This window comes from Aeromonas sp. ASNIH2, assembly GCF_002934795.1.
GTDB classification, from domain to species: Bacteria; Pseudomonadota; Gammaproteobacteria; order Enterobacterales; family Aeromonadaceae; genus Aeromonas; species Aeromonas caviae.
In genome coordinates, this window is the sequence record NZ_CP026406.1 from 3,520,879 (window position 1) to 3,540,444 (window position 19,566).

Annotated in this window: 22 protein-coding genes; 5 read left to right on the forward strand and 17 right to left on the reverse strand. The window is 59.2% G+C overall.

Annotation, left to right across the window (positions count from 1 at the left end):
• Positions 1-42: 42 nt before the first annotated feature.
• Positions 43-252, reverse strand: a complete 210-nt coding sequence (locus C3F36_RS16875) for a helix-turn-helix domain-containing protein (RefSeq protein ID WP_023109365.1) — start codon at positions 250-252, stop codon at positions 43-45.
• Positions 253-859: 607 nt separating this feature from the next.
• Positions 860-1,597: a hypothetical protein gene (locus C3F36_RS16880; RefSeq protein WP_104455498.1), complete on the reverse strand. Its 738-nt coding sequence runs from the start codon at positions 1,595-1,597 to the stop codon at positions 860-862.
• A 129-nt stretch (positions 1,598-1,726) separates the two neighbouring features.
• On the opposite strand from C3F36_RS16880, the gene C3F36_RS16885 reads away from it, so the two are divergent.
• Positions 1,727-2,518, forward strand: a complete 792-nt coding sequence (locus C3F36_RS16885) for a hypothetical protein (RefSeq protein ID WP_199769608.1) — start codon at positions 1,727-1,729, stop codon at positions 2,516-2,518.
• Here the strand turns inward: C3F36_RS16885 and C3F36_RS16890 are convergent.
• The 8 genes from C3F36_RS16890 to C3F36_RS16925 form a co-directional block, all read right to left on the reverse strand.
• On the reverse strand, positions 2,515-5,481 hold the full coding sequence (locus tag C3F36_RS16890; protein ID WP_104455499.1) for a Tn3 family transposase: 2,967 nt from the start codon (positions 5,479-5,481) through the stop codon (positions 2,515-2,517). The genes C3F36_RS16885 and C3F36_RS16890 overlap by 4 nt on opposite strands.
• A gap of 2 nt (positions 5,482-5,483) precedes the next feature.
• The gene (locus tag C3F36_RS16895) at positions 5,484-6,041 is read right to left on the reverse strand and encodes a recombinase family protein (RefSeq protein WP_048806241.1); all 558 of its coding nucleotides are present in this window, start codon (positions 6,039-6,041) and stop codon (positions 5,484-5,486) included.
• A 130-nt stretch (positions 6,042-6,171) separates the two neighbouring features.
• Complete coding sequence (locus tag C3F36_RS16900; protein WP_011733936.1) at positions 6,172-7,659, reverse strand: efflux transporter outer membrane subunit; 1,488 nt, start codon at positions 7,657-7,659, stop codon at positions 6,172-6,174.
• Positions 7,646-8,119 carry a cytochrome c gene (locus C3F36_RS16905; RefSeq protein ID WP_011733937.1) on the reverse strand — a complete coding sequence of 158 codons (474 nt, stop codon included), beginning with the start codon at positions 8,117-8,119 and terminating at the stop codon, positions 7,646-7,648. Before C3F36_RS16905 ends, C3F36_RS16900 begins: the two co-directional genes overlap by 14 nt.
• 28 nt (positions 8,120-8,147) lie before the next feature.
• Complete coding sequence (locus C3F36_RS16910; RefSeq protein WP_011733938.1) at positions 8,148-8,858, reverse strand: ABC transporter ATP-binding protein; 711 nt, start codon at positions 8,856-8,858, stop codon at positions 8,148-8,150.
• A gap of 1 nt (position 8,859) precedes the next feature.
• The gene (locus C3F36_RS16915) at positions 8,860-10,065 is read right to left on the reverse strand and encodes an ABC transporter permease (protein ID WP_011733939.1); all 1,206 of its coding nucleotides are present in this window, start codon (positions 10,063-10,065) and stop codon (positions 8,860-8,862) included.
• Entirely contained in the window at positions 10,062-11,213 is a 1,152-nt protein-coding gene (locus C3F36_RS16920) for an efflux RND transporter periplasmic adaptor subunit (RefSeq protein ID WP_011733940.1), read from the reverse strand. Before C3F36_RS16920 ends, C3F36_RS16915 begins: the two co-directional genes overlap by 4 nt.
• The gene (locus C3F36_RS16925) at positions 11,210-11,818 is read right to left on the reverse strand and encodes a TetR/AcrR family transcriptional regulator (RefSeq protein WP_004393990.1); all 609 of its coding nucleotides are present in this window, start codon (positions 11,816-11,818) and stop codon (positions 11,210-11,212) included. The genes C3F36_RS16920 and C3F36_RS16925 overlap by 4 nt, the downstream gene beginning before the upstream one ends.
• Positions 11,819-12,023: 205 nt before the next feature.
• Here C3F36_RS16925 and C3F36_RS16930 point away from each other — a divergent pair, with 205 nt between their 5' ends.
• Positions 12,024-12,785: an AAA family ATPase gene (locus C3F36_RS16930; protein ID WP_199769609.1), complete on the forward strand. Its 762-nt coding sequence runs from the start codon at positions 12,024-12,026 to the stop codon at positions 12,783-12,785.
• A 6-nt stretch (positions 12,786-12,791) separates the two neighbouring features.
• Here C3F36_RS16930 and C3F36_RS16935 read toward each other — a convergent pair whose 3' ends face one another.
• Genes C3F36_RS16935 through C3F36_RS16955 form a run of 5 tightly spaced genes read right to left on the reverse strand, consistent with a single transcriptional unit; the run spans position 12,792 to position 15,252 of the window.
• Positions 12,792-13,061, reverse strand: a complete 270-nt coding sequence (locus C3F36_RS16935; RefSeq protein ID WP_066918456.1) for a hypothetical protein — start codon at positions 13,059-13,061, stop codon at positions 12,792-12,794.
• A complete protein-coding gene (locus tag C3F36_RS16940) occupies positions 13,048-13,524 on the reverse strand; it encodes a putative molybdenum carrier protein (RefSeq protein WP_103243560.1) in 477 nt (158 codons plus the stop codon). The genes C3F36_RS16935 and C3F36_RS16940 overlap by 14 nt, the downstream gene beginning before the upstream one ends.
• On the reverse strand, positions 13,521-13,937 hold the full coding sequence (locus C3F36_RS16945) for a hypothetical protein (RefSeq protein ID WP_023446986.1): 417 nt from the start codon (positions 13,935-13,937) through the stop codon (positions 13,521-13,523). Before C3F36_RS16945 ends, C3F36_RS16940 begins: the two co-directional genes overlap by 4 nt.
• Positions 13,934-14,578, reverse strand: a complete 645-nt coding sequence (locus C3F36_RS16950; RefSeq protein WP_104455500.1) for a hypothetical protein — start codon at positions 14,576-14,578, stop codon at positions 13,934-13,936. The genes C3F36_RS16945 and C3F36_RS16950 overlap by 4 nt, the downstream gene beginning before the upstream one ends.
• A 17-nt stretch (positions 14,579-14,595) precedes the next feature.
• Positions 14,596-15,252 (reverse strand): hypothetical protein, encoded by a 657-nt coding sequence (locus tag C3F36_RS16955; RefSeq protein WP_104455501.1) that lies wholly within the window; start codon positions 15,250-15,252, stop codon positions 14,596-14,598.
• 143 nt (positions 15,253-15,395) lie between these two features.
• Here C3F36_RS16955 and C3F36_RS16960 point away from each other — a divergent pair, with 143 nt between their 5' ends.
• From C3F36_RS16960 to C3F36_RS16970, 3 genes are all read left to right on the forward strand, one after another.
• The gene (locus tag C3F36_RS16960; RefSeq protein WP_011806687.1) at positions 15,396-15,635 is read left to right on the forward strand and encodes a helix-turn-helix domain-containing protein; all 240 of its coding nucleotides are present in this window, start codon (positions 15,396-15,398) and stop codon (positions 15,633-15,635) included.
• A gap of 464 nt (positions 15,636-16,099) precedes the next feature.
• A complete protein-coding gene (locus C3F36_RS16965) occupies positions 16,100-16,318 on the forward strand; it encodes an AlpA family phage regulatory protein (protein ID WP_069953367.1) in 219 nt (72 codons plus the stop codon).
• An 11-nt stretch (positions 16,319-16,329) separates the two neighbouring features.
• Positions 16,330-17,340 (forward strand): replication protein RepA, encoded by a 1,011-nt coding sequence (locus C3F36_RS16970; RefSeq protein WP_104455502.1) that lies wholly within the window; start codon positions 16,330-16,332, stop codon positions 17,338-17,340.
• A gap of 1 nt (position 17,341) precedes the next feature.
• On the opposite strand, the gene C3F36_RS16975 is transcribed toward C3F36_RS16970, so the two are convergent.
• Positions 17,342-18,130: a hypothetical protein gene (locus C3F36_RS16975; protein ID WP_104455503.1), complete on the reverse strand. Its 789-nt coding sequence runs from the start codon at positions 18,128-18,130 to the stop codon at positions 17,342-17,344.
• A complete protein-coding gene (locus tag C3F36_RS16980; protein ID WP_104455504.1) occupies positions 18,117-19,355 on the reverse strand; it encodes a tyrosine-type recombinase/integrase in 1,239 nt (412 codons plus the stop codon). Before C3F36_RS16980 ends, C3F36_RS16975 begins: the two co-directional genes overlap by 14 nt.
• Positions 19,356-19,566: the final 211 nt, after the last annotated feature.

The window sequence follows — 19,566 nt, forward strand, 5'->3', positions numbered from 1 at the left end:
TTTACTGCCGCCGTTGTTCTGGCGGGGGGAATGCCATGGAGCTCATGTATGCCGACTCCCCGGCTCACCGACATCTTCATCTGCGCCGCCTGCACGCACCCATTCATCCACCTCGGAGAGCTGGAACTTCCACAGCCGCCCCACGCGGTGTGCGGGCAGACCCTTGCGCTCGCGCCAGCGGTACACGGTGTCCTTGGCCACGCCCAAGTGCTGGGCGACGTGATCGGCGGTAACCCACGGTTCTGTGCTCATGTCGATGGCGCTCGAAGGTTGCAGTTGAAAGTCGTCTTAAGTCGTTTGGAGTCTATCATTTGAATGCTGCGGAAGCAGCAAGATTGTTCTTGGCTACTGCCCTTGTGAGTTGAATGTGGTAACAAGGGGCGCAGTGCCGCACTGTCACCACCATGGTGACACGCTGCCACCACAAGGTGACCACATTGTCGCCACCATCCTTGCCACTCTTTCAACACATTGTTCGCACAAGATTGCCACGTTGTTGCCAACATGCCGCCACACTGTTTACACAGTCGGCCGGCAGCCCGATCTGATCGCACAGATATTTTTTGCTGGTCACAAAGACCCATGCCCCGTTACTCACTAACCTGGGCACAAGATAAGCAATAACAGTCGAGGGATTTGGAATGTACGTTGTACAACTTTGGAATGTACGTGGCCGGAAATTAGCTTTTCGCTGCCTGATCATGTGCCCGAACAACAGAGCATTGGAAAGAACGTTGTGCCTTGTTGGAAACAACGTAGTGCCAGATAGGGAGTAACGGGGCATGTGACCAGCTAAAAGTCATTGCGATCAGCGCAGCACGATTTGAAAACCCAACGGCTGAAAACAGCACATTTTTGCTTACCCAGTTGGCGGCATGTCCGCATTGCCGCCGCTGCGGAAATGGCTATCAACCAGCTTGGCGATGTCGGCAGGCTGGGCTCCTGCCTTGAGCGCAAGGCACAGCGCTTGTTCCAGCTGCTGCCATCCCCGTAATGACGCGACATTGCTGCCAACCGTTTCGGTCAGACGGAACATCAGCCCTTCCAGCAGTTCTTTGTCACCCACGTCCGCTGCGGCCTGCTCCGCCAGCGCCAAGAGGACGTTGTGTGCTGATGCCAACGAGTCGATTGGCACCCCGGCCAATGCTGCAGGGGTGGTGATGACACGATCCACCCTGACGACTGTCGCCAGATCAAGGGCCTGATCGACGCCCGGCTCGATCTCCATGCGGATCAGCACATCGCCAGCCAACAGAAAGCGCGTCTTAATGAGCCCCGGCTGTTCATCCTGAAACAACCACACTGGCTGCGTGTTGGCCAGCAGCGTGCCTAGTACAAGCTTGCTGTCATCCAGCGCCCCGCGATCATGCCAAGGGTGCAACACGTCGGTACGCAGGCGGCCGCCTTCCACACCGAGGTGGTGCAACAGGCCGACCAGTCGTTTGGCGGAGATCACCTGCTCCTTGCCACGCAGCCAGACCGAGAGGTTGGCAGTGCGGATACCGGTGGCCTCGGCGATCCGCCCCAGCGTTTCCCCGCGCAGTCGTATCAAGGCAGCGGCAAGGGCTGGCAATTGTTCGTTGGTAAGGCTTGGCATATCGGGCTCTGCGAATTCACTGTAAATCACTATAAGACTTATTGGTCGACAAGACGAGCGCGCGGAGTTTGGCGATTCGTGTAAATTGGCGTTATAGTAAATTATAGTTAGATGTTTTGAGAGGCCATCATGCGCAAGCCGAAGCAAATCCGTCCGTTGCGCCTGCGGGAATACGAAGCTGCCATTACTGCGCTCAAGGAGCAGCATCCCTGGCTTGCCCGGCAGATCGTCGAACCCGCGCCGGGGCATCTGGCTTTGGTAGCACATCTGTTTGCCCAGGTGGAATGCCTGCTGCCGCCCACAGTGCTCGCACTCAAGGGCTCACTGTCGGTGAGTTGCAACCGGGATCGCCTGGTCATTCATTACCAGCCGCCGCGACGCCACAGCGAACGTGCAGCAGCAGTGTTCGATCTGATTGCCCAGACCAAGCACCTTTCGCTGCAACAATGCCCCGTCTGCGGCGCACAGGTTATCGGGGACGGCATCCGTCCCCAGCGCTGCCCGCAACATGACGGCATCCAAGGGTTGTTTGCCGAAGAAGTGCGCCGCAGCCGCCAGCTCATCGTCGAACAGGGGGTACAGCAGGTGGTGCACGATCTGGGTAAGGTGACGACTGAAGATGTACGCGCCGCCATAGCGGTTGAAGATGAGCCCGTCCCGAGTGAAGCCAAACCGGAGCAGGTTCAGGAGCAGCCGACAGAAACCGCTAAATCAATGCCCTTGCCGAGCATCGTCTTTCTCGATGAAGCCGGGCTGGAGACGTTCGTGGATCGCCACCGACCGAAAGGCGACGACAAGTTCAAGCGCGCACAGGCGATGGCGGAGCGGATCAAGCGGGCGGGCCATGGTAGCCGCCAACTGGGCCTGCTGCCCCCGGACTGGAAGGGGGCGTCTCAGAATTCGGAAAATAAAGCACGTTAAGCCGGTTGCAATGCTCGCAACGGCCTGAACTTGCCCGCGCCGATCTTGGCGCTGCTGCGCCAGAGGTAATCGCCGGTCAGGTTGATGTGTTCCCAGCCTAGCGGCGATAGGTACTGCAACAGCACATCATCGACGGCATGACCAGTGCCACGTAGCCCGTGTGTCGCCCGCTCCAAATAGACCGTATTCCACAGTACGATGGCCGCCGTCACCAGGTTGAGGCCGCTGGCCCGGTAGCGCTGCTGCTCGAAACTGCGGTCGCGGATTTCTCCCAGGCGGTTGAAGAACACGGCGCGCGCCAGTGCGTTGCGCGCTTCACCCTTGTTCAGCCCGGCATGTACGCGGCGGCGCAGTTCGACGCTTTGTAGCCAGTCCAGAATGAACAGCGTGCGCTCGATGCGCCCCAGCTCGCGCAGCGCGACGGCCAGGCCGTTCTGGCGCGGGTAGCTGCCGAGTTTCCTGAGCATCAGCGAGGCCGTCACCGTGCCCTGCTTGATCGAGGTGGCCAGCCGCAGGATTTCGTCCCAATGGGCGCGGACGTGCTTGATGTTGAGCGTGCCGCCGATCATGGGTTTCAGCGCGTTATAGGCGGCATCGCCCTTCGGGATATAGAGCTTGGTGTCGCCCAGGTCGCGGATGCGCGGCGCGAAGCGGAAGCCCAGCAGGTGCATCAGCGCGAAGACGTGATCGGTGAAGCCCGCCGTGTCGGTGTAGTGCTCTTCGATCCGCAGGTCGGATTCGTGGTACAGCAGGCCATCGAGCACATAGGTCGAGTCGCGCACGCCGACGTTCACGACCTTGGTGTGGAACGGCGCGTACTGGTCGGATATGTGCGTGTAGAACGTCCGCCCTGGGCTGCTGCCGTATTTCGGGTTGATGTGGCCGGTGCTCTCGGCCTTGCTGCCGGTGCGGAAGTTCTGACCGTCCGACGATGACGTGGTGCCGTCGCCCCAATGCTCGGCGAACGGGTGGCGGAATTGGGCGTTAACCAGTTCGGCCAGCGCCGTTGAGTAGGTTTCGTCGCGAGTATGCCAGGCTTGCAGCCAGGCGAGCTTGGCATAGGTCGTGCCGGGGCACGACTCGGCCATCTTGGTCAGGCCCAGGTTGATCGCGTCGGCCAAGATAGTGGTCAACAGCAGATTTTTGTCTTTGGCCAGATCACCCGATTTCAGGTGCGTGAAGTGACGGGTGAAGCCCGTCCACTCATCTACTTCGAGAAGCAGTTCGGTGATCTTGACGTGCGGCAGAATCATCGCTGTCTGGTCGATCAGCGCCTGAGCAGTGTCGGGCACCGCCGCATCCAGTGGCGTGATCTTCAGGCCCGACTCGGTGATGATGGCATCCGGCAGGTTGTTTGCCGCCGCCATGCGGTTGACGGTGGCAAGCTGCGTTTCCAGCAACGTCAGCCGATCGTGCAGGTACTGCTCGCAATCGGTGGCCACGGCCAGCGGCAATTCACTGGACTGCTTGAGGCTGGCGAACTTCGCAGGCGGTACCAGGTAATCCTCGAAGTCCTTGAACTGGCGCGAACCCTGCACCCAGATGTCGCCCGAGCGCAGCGAATTCTTCAGCTCCGACAGCGCGCACAGCTCGTAATAGCGCCGGTCAATGCCGGTGTCACTCATCACCAGCTTTTGCCAGCGCGGCTTGATGAAGGCGGTCGGCGCGTCAGCGGGCACCTTGCGGGCGTTGTCTGTGTTCATGTCGCGCAGCAACTCAATGGCATCGAGTACGTTCTTGGCGGCGGGCGCGGCCCGCAGCTTGAGCACGTCGAGAAATTCCGGCGCGTAGCGGCGCAGCGTGGCGTAGCTCTCGCCGATGCGGTGCAGGAAATCGAAGTCCTCGGGCTGCGCGAGTTTTTGTGCTTCGGTGACGCTTTCGGCGAAGGCATCCCAAGACATGACGGCTTCGATGGCGGCGAACGGATCGCGGCCAGCTTGCTTGGCCTCGATCAGCGCCTGGCCGATGCGCCCGAACAGCCGCACCTTGGCGTTGATCGCCTTGCCGGATGCCTGGAACTGCTGCTGATGCTTGTTCTTGGCTGCGTTGAACAGCTTGCCCAGGATACGGTCGTGCAGGTCGATGATTTCGTCTGTGACCGTGGCCATGCCCTCGATGGCGAGCGCGACCAACGTCGCGTAGCGCCGCTGCGGCTCAAACTTGGCCAGGTCGGCGGGCGTCATCTGGCCACCCTCGCGGGCGATCTTGAGCAGGCGGTTCTGGTGCACCGCCCGTTCGATGCCGGAAGGCAGGTCGAGCGCCTGCCAGGCTTTCAGGCGCTCGATGTGTTCCAGCATGTGCCGGGAATTCGGCTTGATGGGCGACTGGCGCAGCCAGGCCAGCCAGGTCGTTTTACCATTGTCGCGGCGTTTCAGCAGTTCATCGAGTCGATGGCGATGCCCGTTCGACAACGGTTCGGACAAGGTTTCGTAAATATGCCGATTGGCACGGGTGATGGCCTCGGCGCTGGCGCGCTCAATGGCGTTGAGCGCGGGCAGGATGATCGACTGCCGCCGTAAATGCTCAATCAAGGCGCTGGCCAGCACGATGCCCTTGTCGGTTTGCAGGGCCAGCTCGATCAGCGTATGCACCGCCTGCCGATAGTGGCTCATGGTGAACGGTTGGAAGCCGAACACTGTTTGCAGTTCTACCAGGTGCTCGCGCCGGGTCTGCTCCCGCTGCCCGTAGTCGTCCCAGCTTTCGACCGGCACTTTGAGCTGCGACGCCACGATGCGCAGCAGGGGCGGAAATGGCAACTCATCAGCGCCCAGGATGACGCCGGGGAATCGCAGGTAGCAAAGCTGAACGGCGAAGCCCAGCCGATTCGCCGGGCCACGGTGCTGTCGGATGACTGACAGATCGTTGTCGCTGAACGTGTAGTATCGGATCAGGTCGTCTTTGGCATCGGGTAATGCCAACAGGCTTTCGCGCTCGGCGGTGGAGAGGATCGAACGGCGGGGCATGCTCAGTTTTCCCGCAGGTACTGGTACAAGGTTTCACGACTGATACCGAAGTCGCGGGCGATCAGAGCTTTTTGCTCACCCGCCGCGACGCGCCGTTTCAGTTCGACAATCTGCTCATCGTTCAATGACTTCTTGCGGCCCCGGTAGGCACCCCGTTGCCGGGCCAACGCGATTCCCTCGCGCTGCCGTTCGCGGATCAATGCCCGCTCGAACTCGGCAAACGCGCCCATCACCGACAGCATCAAATTCGCCATTGGCGAGTCCTCGCCGGTGAAGGCCAGGCTTTCCTTGACGAATTCGATGCGCACGCCGCGCTTGGTCAGGCCCTGCACGATGCGGCGCAAGTCATCCAGATTGCGCGCCAACCGATCCATGCTATGCACCACCACGGTGTCGCCTTCGCGCACGAAGGCGAGCAGTCTTTCCAGCTCGGGACGCTGGGTGTCCTTGCCGGATGCCTTGTCGGTGAACATCCGCGCTACCTGAACTCCATCCAATTGCCGTTCCGGGTTCTGGTCAAAGGTGCTGACCCGGACGTAGCCGATGCGTTGACCCTGCAAGATGCCTCCCAATACGAAAGTGTCAGGAAGAAATCTATGACTTTTCGCCGCATGCGTCAAGAAATACAAATTAAGACTCTATTCTGACGATTTTGGGTGGCCTCTCCTGACATCAGAATAGGGTATAGCCTTAACTGACACCACCTCCCAGGGCCTGATATAAAGCAACACTATCGACTAGGCGTTGTGCCTGGGCCGCAACCATATTGATCCGGATTGACTGTGCCTGTTGCTGCGCGATGAGCAGTTGCAGGTAGCTGGCCGCGCCCAGCCGGTATTGCCGCTCGACCGACTGCAAGGAGGCCTGTGCAGCCATATCAGCGGCAGCGAGGGCAGTCAAAGTTTGTGCATCGCTTTCCACCGCGCGCAGGGTGTCGGCGACGTTACGCAAAGACTCCAACACGACGCTCTGGTAATTGGCTGCGGCGGCATCAAAAGCGGCGAGCGCCGCTCTTTTTTCAGCGGGTAGCCCTGGATTAAAAAGAGGCTGGGTGAGCTGCGCAACCAGGCCCCACACTGCCGAGCCACCACCGAACAGGGCACCGGTGGTCAGCGCTTGAGAGCCAAGGTTGGCGCTCAGGTTGATCTGTGGGTAGAGCTTGGCGATAGCCACACCATAGTCTGCATTGGCCGCATGCAACAGCGCCTCTGACGCCTGGATATCCGGTCGGCGGCGCACCAGTTCTGAGGGCACGACGAGCGGCATCTCGACGGGCAGAGTGAAATCGGCCAGAGTGAAGGCCGGGATGCCACCCGTGCCTGGGGCACGACCGGCTAGCACCGCCAGTAGATGTTCGGTTTGTTGCAGTTGTTTACGCAGCGCAGGCAGTTCTGCCCGCGTTTGCTCCGCCTGAGCTTGTAGGCTTAACGCTTCATCAGGTGAGGCCTGACCGATACGCACGCGTTCATGGGCTAGGCGCAGTTGCTCATCCTGCACGCGCAAAATGGCAGTAGTGGCTTCTAGTTGCGCGGCGAGGCGTGCTCGGGTAATGGCAGCGGTTGCCATGTTGCCGGCAAGGGCCAGGCGCGCAGCATTCAGTTCGAAGCGACGGTAGTCGGCGCGAGCAGCCAAGGCTTCGAGTGCGCGCCGGTTGCCGCCAGCCAGATCGAGGTTGTAATGCACGCCAACGCTGGCGTTGTAGAGGCTGAATTGACGTGCGTCTCCGCTCAACCCTTGGCTACTGGGACTCATTTGCTGGCGCTGAGATCCCAGTGCGACATCTACCTGTGGATATTGCGTCGAGCCCGCCTGTGCGGCAAGAAGCTCCTGCGCCTGTCGCAAATTGGCGCTGATGCTCGCCAGCGTCGGGCTGACATGGAAAGCTTCGTTGATCAGTCCGTCGAGTGCGGATGAACCCAAGCTTTGCCACCATTGCGTTTCGATCGGAAGCCCTTCGACTAGACGTTGTGTTTCGCCGAACTGCGTGGGAGCGGACGCGGTTCTATCAGCTACCGGTGTTGCAGTGTAGCGAGCCACATCGGGTGCGGTGGGACGCTGAAAATCAGGGCCGGCGGCGCAGCCGGCCAGACCGGCGGTGACCAGACCAGCTACTAGGTAAGTTGCCGCAAGCCGTCTTTCGAGGCTGATGGGGCGCTGGCATGTTTTAGCGTGCTCCATAAAAATGCTCCACGAAAGGTTTACGGAAAGCTTGGTGGCAGCCCAAGCAGCTTTCCTGCACGTGGGCGAATGATTGGATCACCGCCTTGCCGTCGCTGCTCGCAGCAGCCAGCTTCATGGCCAGCGCCGCCTCGTGAGTCTGCGCGTCAAAGTTTCTGAACTTGGTCGCATCAGCGCCGAGGTAAGCAAGGATGCGCATTTTTTCAGTAAGCGGTGGCTCGGGGTGTGCAGCAACTTTTGGGGCGAGCTGAACGACCTGAACCCATTCCTCCTGCGAAATCGCACCGGTAATAGCCTGCATGTTGCGCCCGAGTTCCTGCATGATCTTGCGTAGCGCCAGTGGCTCAATCTGGGTAGCGTCACCAGCCCAAGCGGGCAACTGAAAACCCCATAAAAGCAGGCAGGCCGTAACGGTCAGGGTGATAGTTCCAAATGCGTGGCTGTGTTTGCGGTGGGTCATGAAATTCTCCTGTAATTCAATCGTTCTCTCATTCGAACTCCCGCCCTTCGCCAGCTTCCTCATGGGTCACACCGTCGCGGATGTGGTAGATGCGCTTGAAAGTGGGGATGATCTTTTCGTCATGGGTGACGACGATGATGGCGGTCTCGAACTTCCGAGCCATGTCATTGAGGATGCGGATCACAGCCATGGCGCGCTCGGAATCCAGCGGCGCAGTGGGTTCATCGGCCAGGATCACCGGGGGACGATTGACCAATCCGCGCGCGATGGCAACCCGTTGCTGCTCGCCACCGGAGAGTTGCGAGGGCATCGCGCGAGCTCGGTGTTGCACATCAAGCGCCGTGAGCAATTCCAGTGCCTTCGCGCGCGACTCTCCATTCGCGACGCCTGCAAGCATCGGCAGCAGCGCCACGTTGTCGGTGACATCGAGAAACGGAATCAGGTATGGTGCTTGGAAAACGAAACCGATCTTGTCGCGCCGCAAGGCGCGCAAGTCGCGGACTTTCCAGCCATCGTCGTAGATCACTTCATCACCCAGCGTCATGCGCCCGGCGGTCGGATCAATCACTGCGCCCAGACATTTGAGCAGCGTGCTCTTGCCGGACCCGGAAGGGCCAATCAGGCCAACCACCTCGCCGGGTGCCACCTGCATGTCCACGCCTTTCAAGGCATCGACCGCGGTATCCCCCTCGCCATAACGTTTTCTCAAACCTTCGATGCGAATGCCTTTGCCACTCATCTCAACCTCCAATGGCTTCGGCCGGATCGACCTTGAGTGCCATGCGAATGGCGACGATGCTGGCTAGAACGCAGATCACGAGCACGGCGAAAAAACCGGCGATGGAGTCGAACGGCATCAACAGTACGTACTTGGGAAACAGGGGCGCTGAGAAAGTGGCTGTGATCTTGCCGACCACGAAACCAATCACGCCCAGGGCGAGCGCCTGCTGCATGATCATCGCGGCGATGGTTCGGTTGCGTGTGCCGATGAGCTTCAACACCGCGATCTCGCGGATTTTGTCCATCGTCAGCGAATAGATGATGAAGGCAACGATGGCCGCGCTAACGATGGCCAGAATCACTAAGAACATGCCGATCTGCTTGGCCGAGGTGGCGATCAACTTGCCGACGAGGATGTCTTCCATCTGTGCCCGGGTGTAGACCGTCAAACGCTTCCAGCGCCGGATGGATTCGGCAACCTCGTCCGGCGTATGGCCAGGTTTCAGTGTGACCAGTACTGCATTGACGAACGCGTTGGTGCTCTGTGAAGCAATCACGGCATCCAGCAAACCTGGAACACCGGGTCGATTGAAAGCCGGGTTGGCTTCGGTGCGACGCCGGCTTTGCCAAATGGCGTCGTTGTCCTTGAGGAACTGAGCCTCTTGGGCATCCTTGAGCGGAATGAATACCATCGGGTCGCCGCTGGACGACACCATGCGCCGTGTAAGCCCAACGACGGTGTAATGATTTCGGCGAATGGCAAGACGATCTCCCAGTTTGAAGCCGGTGGCGATGTCGGCCACCGCCTCGTAGTGACCGCGCGTGATCTGGCGTCCAGCGACGAGATAAGGAGGCCATCCGGGTGTAGCCCCCAACGCGCCGGGCGCGATGCCGACCACCATGGTGCGTACATCACTCTCGCCCTTGCGTACCTGCATGGTCAGGTAGGTCACGTTCGCTGCCTGGGCGACTCCCGGCATGGCGAGGATGGCGCGATACACGTCATCGTTGAGGCTGGACGACTCCGCATAAGGACCCAGAGTGTCCTTTTGCACCACCCAAAGGTCGGCGCCACTGTTGTCGAGCAGCGCCTTGCCGTCGTCCACCATGCCCCGGTACACCCCGGCCATGACCAGGGTGACGCCGATCAGCAGACCCAGACCGATGCCAGTGAAGACGAACTTTCCCCAGGCATGGAGAATGTCGCGGCCGGCCAGGCTGATCATCGTGACACTCCTGGGATGTGGTCGACCACATGGATGCGGCTGCGCGCCGTCAGTGCCTTTTCGCTATAGGTCACAACCTGGTCCCCATTCTTGAGCCCTTCGCGCACCTGCACGTAACCATTGAGGTCGGAAGTGCCGAGCTTGACCGGGGAGAAACGCAGATCACCATCCACGATTTGCCAGACCCCGACTTTGTCGCCCTCACGCTGGACGGCAGAGTTGGGGATCAGTGGAGCGGCCGGGAGCGCCGGCAAGTCAACCGTGACTTCGCCCAGTTCACCCACCGGTGGCAAAGGTTCTGGTTTGTTATCGAATGTCACCTTGGCGAGCGTTTCCTCGGTTACCGCGTCGGCCTTGGGTTCCACCCGCAGCACGCGACCATTCAACGTCTGGCCGCCACGCGAACGCAGGACGATACGAGCCGGCAGCCCCCCAGCCAGCCCCGATGCGCTGATCTGGTCGAAGCGCACATTGATCCACAAACTCTTGGGGTCGATCACTTCCACCACGGCCTGGCCTGCGACGATGGTCGTGCCGGGATCGGCATCGCGCACGGCGACTACACCGTCGACCGGCGCGATCAGGCGCAGATTGCTCCGCTGCGCGACGAGTCCTTCGCGGTCGGAGCGTGCCCGGGCAATATCTTCCCGAGCGGCGGATAGGGCGGCATCGGCGATCTGCAGTTCCTGCCGCTTGGTGGTGACGATTTCCTCGCTGGTCGAGCGCACCGCAAACAATTGCTCATAGCGGCGCGCCTGGGTTTGCGCGTAGGCTTGCCGGGCTTCTGCCTCGCGCAAAGCCGCTTCCGCACGCTTGAATGCCGACTCCTGTGAGCGCACCCGATCATCGAGGTCGACCGGATCCATCTCGCCGAGCACCTGTCCGGCCTTGACCTGGTCGCCTACATGCACCTCCAGGCGTTTGACGCGCCCGGCAAACGTCGGCCCGATCTTGTAAGTGTAGCGCGCCTCCACCGTACCGATGCCGAACAGCGCCGGTGTGATAGCCCGTGATTCCACACTTGCCACCGTCACAGCGACCGGGGCGAGCGGCCCTGATCGGAGACCGACATAAATAAAAAGCACCAACAAAGGAATGATGACGGCAAGCAGCGCCAGGGTGCGGCCTTGCAAGGGTAACTTTTTCATTGCGCACTCCTTATGCCACGCCGATAAATTGCAAAGACGCGCGGCGCATCGCGGTGCATACGTCCCACATCACCCGCCAGCAGCGATTGCATGACCAAGCCCTGGATCGTGCCAATGAACAGCGTTGCCGCCGCCTCGTTGTCAAGCGAGGGAGACAACTCGCCGCTGGCCTTGCCTTTCTCGATGAGACGATGCAAACGTTCGCCGTAGCGCTGAATCAAGGTTTGCACCATGCGCTTGGCCGGTGTCGATTCGGCACGCTGAAGCTCACCAAACATCATTCTTGGCACGCCTGGGTGCTCAGCTACGAATTCGATATGACTCATGAACATCGCCTCCATGGCTGCCAAGGGCGACTCGATTCCTTGTGCGGATCGATCGATTCTGGCTAATAGGCGCTCTGCTACCCACTCCATGACCGCCTGCCAAATGGCTTCCTTGTTCGGGAAGTGCCGAAACAACGCTCCCTGGGTCAAGTTCATGTGTTTAGCGATAGCCGCAGTGGTTATCTCGCTTGGGTTTTGTGAACCGGCAAGCGCCACGACGGACTCGACAGTTACGGCACGACGTTCATCGGCCGGCAGATGCTTTGGATGGGTGTCCACGAGCACTCCTTGTAAGATAGTAAATGATTACTATCTTACCACGAGAGGCAACTCAAACAAGAGAAAACCCGACGTACTCGTCAATATCTAGCGTCTGCAATGGGCTTAACGTGCTTTATTTTCCGTTTTCTGAGACGTCCCCTGGAAAGCCCTTCTGGATGAGTTCGCGCAGGCCTTTCCAAACTTCCATGAACTGGCCGAGCTGATGCGTGATCACTTCGCCTTGTCCAGTCTGGGCGATGGCCGGGTGTCCTGGCCTGCCGTGTTGCTGGTCGGCCCGGCGGGCATTGGTAAAACCGAGGCGGCACGCTGGCTGGCCGATCAGCTCGTGCTGCCGTTTCGGGTCTTCGATATGGCGAGCACGCAATCGAGTTCGCCGCTCGCAGGTTCCGAATCGTTCTGGAGCAATTCCGAGCCAGGCCAGCTTTTCGAGCTGCTGGCCTACCAGCCGCTGGCCAACCCGGTGGTGGTGCTCGATGAGCTGGATAAGGCCAGCAACGGGCGACCGCAATACGATCCGCTGGCGGCGCTCTATACCTTGCTGGAACCGCGCAGTGCGCGGAATTTCATCGACCTGTCGATCCGTGATTTCTCCATCGACGCCAGTCATGTCAATTGGATGGCGACCGCGAATGAGCTGGAAGCGATTCCAGGGCCGCTGCGCTCACGGCTGACGGTGTTGCACATTCAACCGCCCAGGCCGGAGCAGGTCAGAAGCATCGCGCAGTCGATTTACAACCGACTCCGCGACGAGTCGAGCTGGGGCACGGCCTTTGCCGAGCGACTGGATGATGATGTCCTGTCCCGCCTGCAAGCCTTGCCACCGCGCAGTGTGCGTCTGGTTCTGCAGCGGGCCTTGGGTTCGGCAGCTCGTGATGACCGAGGAATCGTCCAGGTGCAAGACATCAGACCGCTGGTCGAGATCAGCCGCCGTGGCGTTGGCTTTGTCAGCGAGGGATGGAATTGAGGTTGCTCAGCGTTGTCCGGATAGCCAGGCCGCACCGGCGGCCAGTGCATCGGCCTCGCTGGGGTAAGTGGTCGATGGGCCGCTGATGATGCAGGGCTGGGTTTCGCCGTCGCCTTCCACCGTCCACAGCTCCCAGGTTCCATCGTTTTTCCAGCTGGGGATGGCGGTGTAAGGTTTGTCTTTCAGCGCAGCCAGCGCGGCATCCACTTCGGGGCGAATCTGCAACTCACCCGAGTAGATATAGGGTGTCGCGCAGCGGGCATCAGATCGGCTCATGTTCCTTGCTCCAGAAAAGATCCAGTAGCGCGCTCGCCTGCAGGTAAATACCGGGGTTGCGTGCTTCACTCGGGCCAGCAATGTTGAGAATAGCGACGGGATGGCTAAGCAACCAGTCTTGCCATGCCGCCAACAGCTCTTCTGCAGGGTCATGCAAATCGCACAGCAGTAGCGGCTTGCCGTGTCCCGTCGCCAGATCGCGAGTGAGCAGGCTGCCACCTTCGATCCTGTCCCGGTAAATGATCAGTGTGGCATCAGCGTCCAGCACATTGCGTTTGGTGCGCTGGCGATAACCGCTGGATTCGGTCTCCATCAACTGGTAGCGAGCATCCAGTACGCCATCAGCGGCCCGTCGGCCTGCCGGGCACCAGCCGCCGTGCGGAATCTGCCGGGCAATGGCGAAATCAAGCGCCGCCCGGTCTACGCCGGTCTGGCCGCCGGAGAGGATGCGCTGAATGCTCACCCTTGCTCCGTTGCGGCGACCGTGCAAGTCACTTGAACCTCTGCGCTGGGCTGATCTGCCGAGAGCTGGCCGATGCGCCCGCGCTGGCTGGCAAGCTTCAGTTGCTTGCGCACCTGTTCCAGGCTGCGCTTTTCGATCACTGCGGTATAGCTCGCACCCAATTCACCATCCGGGTCGATGAACAGCTCGATACGCGTCACCGGCAACCCGAACACTGTGAAGCTGCGTGCCGGTGTCAGCGACCAACTGCCGGGAGCATTGGGCGCAATGCCGTCCAGTACGTGCAACGGCAAGGCTTGACGGCATTCCACGGCGGCGACGATGGCTGGCTCGATCCGCAACCAGTGGTTGAGGTCTGGGGCAGTGCCATCCATCAGCACCACCGGCATGGCTGCCAGTAGCAACGCTTTCATCCCTTGATGTTCCTGATCCAGAAGCGGCGGTCATCGACCGTGAAGTTGGGGTCATAGCCGACCAGCGTCAGCAACGAACCGACATAGTAAAGGCCGAACTGATTCATCAGCCAGCGCTCCATCGCCGGGTCGCTGGGCAGCTTGCTGTACGGTGGGGTTGGCCCGTCGCTGCGAACCTGACCGCTGGTCTTGCCGGAGATGGAAAAGCTCTTCCAGGTCAGCACGAAGTTGTTTGACTGTTTCGGCAGCTCCGGCGCGCAAAGCGACAGATTGCTGAAGCGCTCGGAGCGCTTGGCGTCGTGCCAGAGCACGGCGTCAAAGCGAATGCAATCACTGGCTTTGAGCGTGAGGCTACGGGTCAGGGTCATCTGATCCGCCGGAATTTGCAGATTGCTGATCACCACCTTGGGCCACTCTGGGGCGCGACCGTCGGTAGACAGATTCTGGCGCAAGGCGTTATGCAGTGGAGTGCCCAGCAAGCTGTTGCGGGTTGCCGCGCTTGCGGGCGTAGCCGCTTGCGACAGACTGGTTCCAATGGAGTGTCCTAGTCCGTTCAGGGAATCCAGCGCCCCCTGCATGTCGGTTGTGGCACAACCCGTCAATACAAAAGGCAGAAGCAGCAAGCTCCGGTAGTGTTTCATCGCAGTTCCTCGCGAGGTTATCCGTTGAAGAGGGCATTGAGCCGAGCACACCAGGTTTCCGCCGCCCGGCGGCTCATGGGAAAGCTGAGCTGCGGTCGTTGCGGGTCGGCGGTTTGCAGCTCGATGGCGAAGTCTTTCGCGCGTACCGTGCGCTCGAAGGTCGGCACGCTCATGCCACTGGCGTTGACCTGACGGCTACCGCCGTTCATCTCCATGCTCTCGACCTCGCGCCAGGTCATCCGCCACCCAAGCAGCCAGGAGAAGTCGTGGATACGCCAGGCTTCATCCACGATTGAGCAGACAGCCAGTTTGCGATGCTGCCGGTCAAACACCAGAAAGGCCGGCGCGGGGTAGCCCAAGAGATGTCCAGCATCGAATGACAGGCCCTGCTGGGCGTTGATTTTGGCGACAAGGGCCTGACAGCGAGCCTGCAAACGTGCCAGAAAGCGGAAGGACAGCGTGAAGATCGCCAGCGAAATCAGCAGATAGAGCATCAACTCACCGGTCAACAGCCCCCACAGCGATGGCTGTGACAGGCGCGCAGGCCCCACGCCGAACATCGCCAGTACAAGAATCAGCGTAAGACCAGCGGCAGCGAGCCCTGAAAGCCCAGCCACCGGAACAGCCAGCCCCGCAGCCGCTCCCATCCCAGCAGTCTTCCAGACGCTTGCCATACGTCATGATCTCCATTTTGTTACTCATAGAGGTCATTCTATGGCGCTTGAGTTAAATTGTCACTTATAGTGCGGGCACTCATCGGGCGTAGCCCTATAGAGGGGGTACTCATAGAGTCATTTCTCTTTAAGAAGAGAGAAATATGGCCCTTGATCCCCGACTACGCTTCGGCCTGAAGCTGATAGAAATCAGAAAGACCAGAGGGTGGTCGCAAGAACGCCTGGCACTGGAAAGTGGCTTGGCGCGCAGCTATCTGGGGGGTGTTGAGCGTGGGCAACGCAACATCGCCTTACTCAACATCTTCAAGCTGGCCGAGGCGCTGGGGGTGGAGCCTTCAGTGCTGCTGGAGGCACCGGCGGCTGGACAGGAACCTGCACCCTAACATCGTAGCGTTACGATGCCAGATAGTTGTCTCCTCAGGCCACATGGTGTAGCACCGTGAGTGCGTGGAGGTGGAGTCGTCTTGCCAATCGCTGACTGCAGGTGGTTGATGCGTCCCAGATTCCGGTTTTTCCACAGAATGCAAGGCTTTTATAGGCTACTCATTTAAAGGAAAAGTACTAAAGGCAAGAACTACAGGTTTTGGGGGGTGCCGATTCAGCATGGTGCAGGGTTCCGATTCGGCACGCTTTCTGGGGGGCTTGGGGTTCCGATTCAGCACGCGACAGGGGTGCCGAATCGGCATGAATAAGTGCGTTATCCACAGGCATATCTGGCTCCTTGCTCACAACCTTTACTGCGCGGCCACGTTGTCGTGCAGGTATTTTTCAAAACTCGTTCTCTCTGATTTTCGTCTCCCGCCACTACTGTCGCCTCATTGGTTATTCAGGTTCAGTGGGGAGCACGATGGACGATCAGCAAGGGCAAGAGGTTGCCATTCTTCGCAGGCCGCAGGTTGAGAAGAGAACCGGCCTTACCAAATCAGGCATCTATTTTCTAATCCGGGAAGGGGACTTTCCTCGCCCTGTACGACTGGGGAAGCGGGCTGTCGGGTGGATTGAGTCGGAGATCACGACTTGGCTGCGCGAGAAGACCAGCCTCCGCTCGATTGTCGTTCGGGGTTGAGTTGTTTCCGTATGCCGAACCCATCCTCCAACAGTGCTCGTCTTGCGCTGGCAGAGCTACGACGGATTGTTTATCCGAATCCCAGTGGTCAAGTAGCGAGGATTGTGCCTTCTGGATGCAGCAAGGAGTGCGTCCTCTCGATTCGTGACCGCAAGCTGCTTGACTCTGCCGCCGACATTGCTCTCGGCTCAACGTCTGAGAACGCGGTGTTCATGCACACAGTTCTCTGCCAAGTTGGCTTGCCGCGCCGTGCTGTTGATGGCACTTCATTTGAGCGGCGATCTGGAGGGGCGGCACTCCTTATCGAGGCTGGGAAACTGTGGGATGGCGAAAAATTTGTGCAGCAGCCGGTTCCGTATGGCGCAAAACCCCGGCTCATACTTGCCTACTTGAATACCTATGCAGTTCGCCATCGAACGAGGGAAATCGATGTGGGGAAAAGTGCGTCGGCATTTCTCAAGATGCTTGGAGTTCAAGCAAATGGGGGAAAAAGAGGCAGCTACACCGAGTTCAAGAAGCAGATGACTGCGCTGGCTGCCTGCAAGATGACTCTGGGATTCAATGCGGGGAATACTCCTACTACACGCTATGCGAAACCGATAAATGAGTTTCAGGCGTGGGCATCGAATGATGGCTGCCAAAACAGGTTATGGCCAAAAAAAATCATCCTATCGCCAGAATACTTTGACGCTCTGGTAACTGATCAGCACGCCGTCCCTATCGACATTCGAGCTTTTCACGCGCTGTCAGGCTCCGCGCTAGCGATGGATATCTATGTCATGCTCGCGGAAAGGCTGCACAGAATATCAGGAGGCAGACCCGTGAGGTTGAATTGGGCAAATTTGCGTGAGCAGTTCGGGCAGGAATATGCGGCCGACGCCAATGGAAAGAAGAACTTCAAGACGAAGTTTTTGAAGGCGCTTGTTTCTGTTTTGGCTGTCTATCCCAAGGCGAGAATCAGTCAGGTTACGGGCGGGATTCTGCTGTTTCCTTCGCCGCCTCCGATCCCCAAGCTGGTATAAATTACGCCTGCCCAAGGCTGATTTCCAGCTCTGGGTAGCGCTTTCTCAGGGTGGCGTATGAAGCCATCAACTTCGCATGTTCACGCTGCTCAATTGCTTCCAGTGCAGAGAAGAAGCTCTGTTTGGCTGCATCGAGCAAGGCAAAGCACTTCCCAGACGGCAAAACCTCACAGAAAGCCTCCCACGCGTTGACCTGCGACCAAAGCGGCATCAAGACCATTTCATGTCTTAGCAAGGCCCTGACGAGTTGTCGGCCACGATTCTGCTCGTCATTGATTCTTGCTGCGTCTTCAAGTGCCTTTTGAATGAGTATCGCAGACCAGCGCTTTACTATTTCCCGCAATAATCCAAAGCTCATGGCTCGGCCATCATGGGGCAGTGCCTTCATCAACGGTCGATTTGGCTCGGAGGGGGGCGGCATTGGTGGCGCGGCTTCCGTCGGTGGCAGCGGCGGAGCCTGAATGCCGAAAGCATCTTCTACCGGTCTTGGAGGGATGGTGTCTTTCTTTCCATGTCTTCCGTACCATGTTCGCCACAGCCTTTTCTCCGTGACGCTGCGATGTCGGTGAGCCACGTAAGCGCGCCATTCTGCACCTGCGTGGTCGCTCCCTAGCAACATTCGCTCCAACTCATACTGAGAAGTTCCCGCCATCGAATTCTCGATATGTCGAAGAACTTCGGCAACCAGCGCTCCGGGTACGCTTTTGTGCAGTCGGCTACGGCCTTCGTTCAATAGGGCCTGCCCATAGCGCAAGCCCTCAAGGAACCGCGCGTCGTCATTTCCCATCATCGTCTGCGCTCTTGATGTCATCAGCAGCTCTCAGATAATCGGCCCATGCCTGCATGATCTCGCGCCGCTCATTCAGCAGCAGGGCCTTGTTGTAAGTAGCTCGCACCTTGTTGCTTTCGACGTGGGCGAGCTGGCGTTCAATGGCATCTGGCCTGAACCCCTGTTCATTGGCCCACGTCGAGAAAGTGGTACGCCAGCAGTGAGGTGTTGTGCGCTCTCCGAGCTTCATGTCACGCATGGCGTAAGTGAGCCTATTCGGCGTCGTGAACCCTTCCCCGCTGCGATGAGGGAAGAGGTAGCGTCCAGCCCCTGTGATTGGTCGCAGGGTTTCCAGCAGTTCCAAAGCCTGCTCTGACAGCGGTGACACGTGGTCGCGGCGTGCTTTCATCTTGGCCGCAGGCCGTCGCCAGAGCTTCGCCTCGATGTCGAACTCGCTCCACTCAGCATCGGCAGCTTCTCCGGGGCGGCAAGCTGTGAATGCGATCAGGCGCAGGCATATAGCGGTCTCGGGATAGCCGCGATAGGCGCGAAGAGCTCGGTAGAAGGCGCGGATTTGATCAGCGGTCAGTACGGCTTTGCTTTTGCTGACCGGAATTTTCAGCAGGCCGCGAAGTCCCGGAATCGGGTTGGAATCGACCAATCCGCGGATAACCGCATACTGGAAAATAGCCGATAGGTCGCCTTTGACGTGGATGCCTGCCCACGCCCCGTGGTCTTCGCACGCTTCTAAGATCGGGCGGATTTCCTTGGGACCGATCTCGGTGATCGGGAGCGTGTCGAGCTTGGGGGACAGGTACTTTCTGATCCGTGATTCCTTCGACCGATAGGAGCCGGGGGTGTAGTCGGGCTTCACCTTGGCCAGATAGGCTGCTGACACCTTGGCGAAGGACAACTCCTGAGCCAGTGCCTCTGCATGCTTTCGCGCTGCTGCGGCTTTGATGTTCCGCTGCCGTTCATCTTTCCGGTGCTGAGAGGGATTGATTCCTTGCTTGACGAGTTCGCGGGCTGCATCTCGGGCCGCTCTGGCTTCAGCAAGGCTTACTTCGGGGTAGGAGCCAATGGCAAAAAGGTTCTCTTTCCCGTCGAGTCGGAACTTCCAGCGCCAGAGCTTGCTACCCGTCTTTTCGACGGAGAGAAAAAGCCCGCCGCCATCGCCGAGTTTGTATCGGTTGGCTGCGGGCTTGGCTGTCCTGATCTTGGCGTCAGAGAGAAGGTCTTTGGGCATCTGGGTATCCTGCTAACGAGCGGGATACCCCCACTCATAACATCACATACCCCGAATCCTACCCCATGTTTTTCTGGAATTCCATGAACTCTACTGAACCACCACTGAACCACCATGAGCAACATGGCATCTCTCAATCCATTGTGCAGCCTAGGAAAATCATGGGCTGCGGCTTGTTGGTTGTTCACCATGGTTCAGTGAGGTTCAGGCG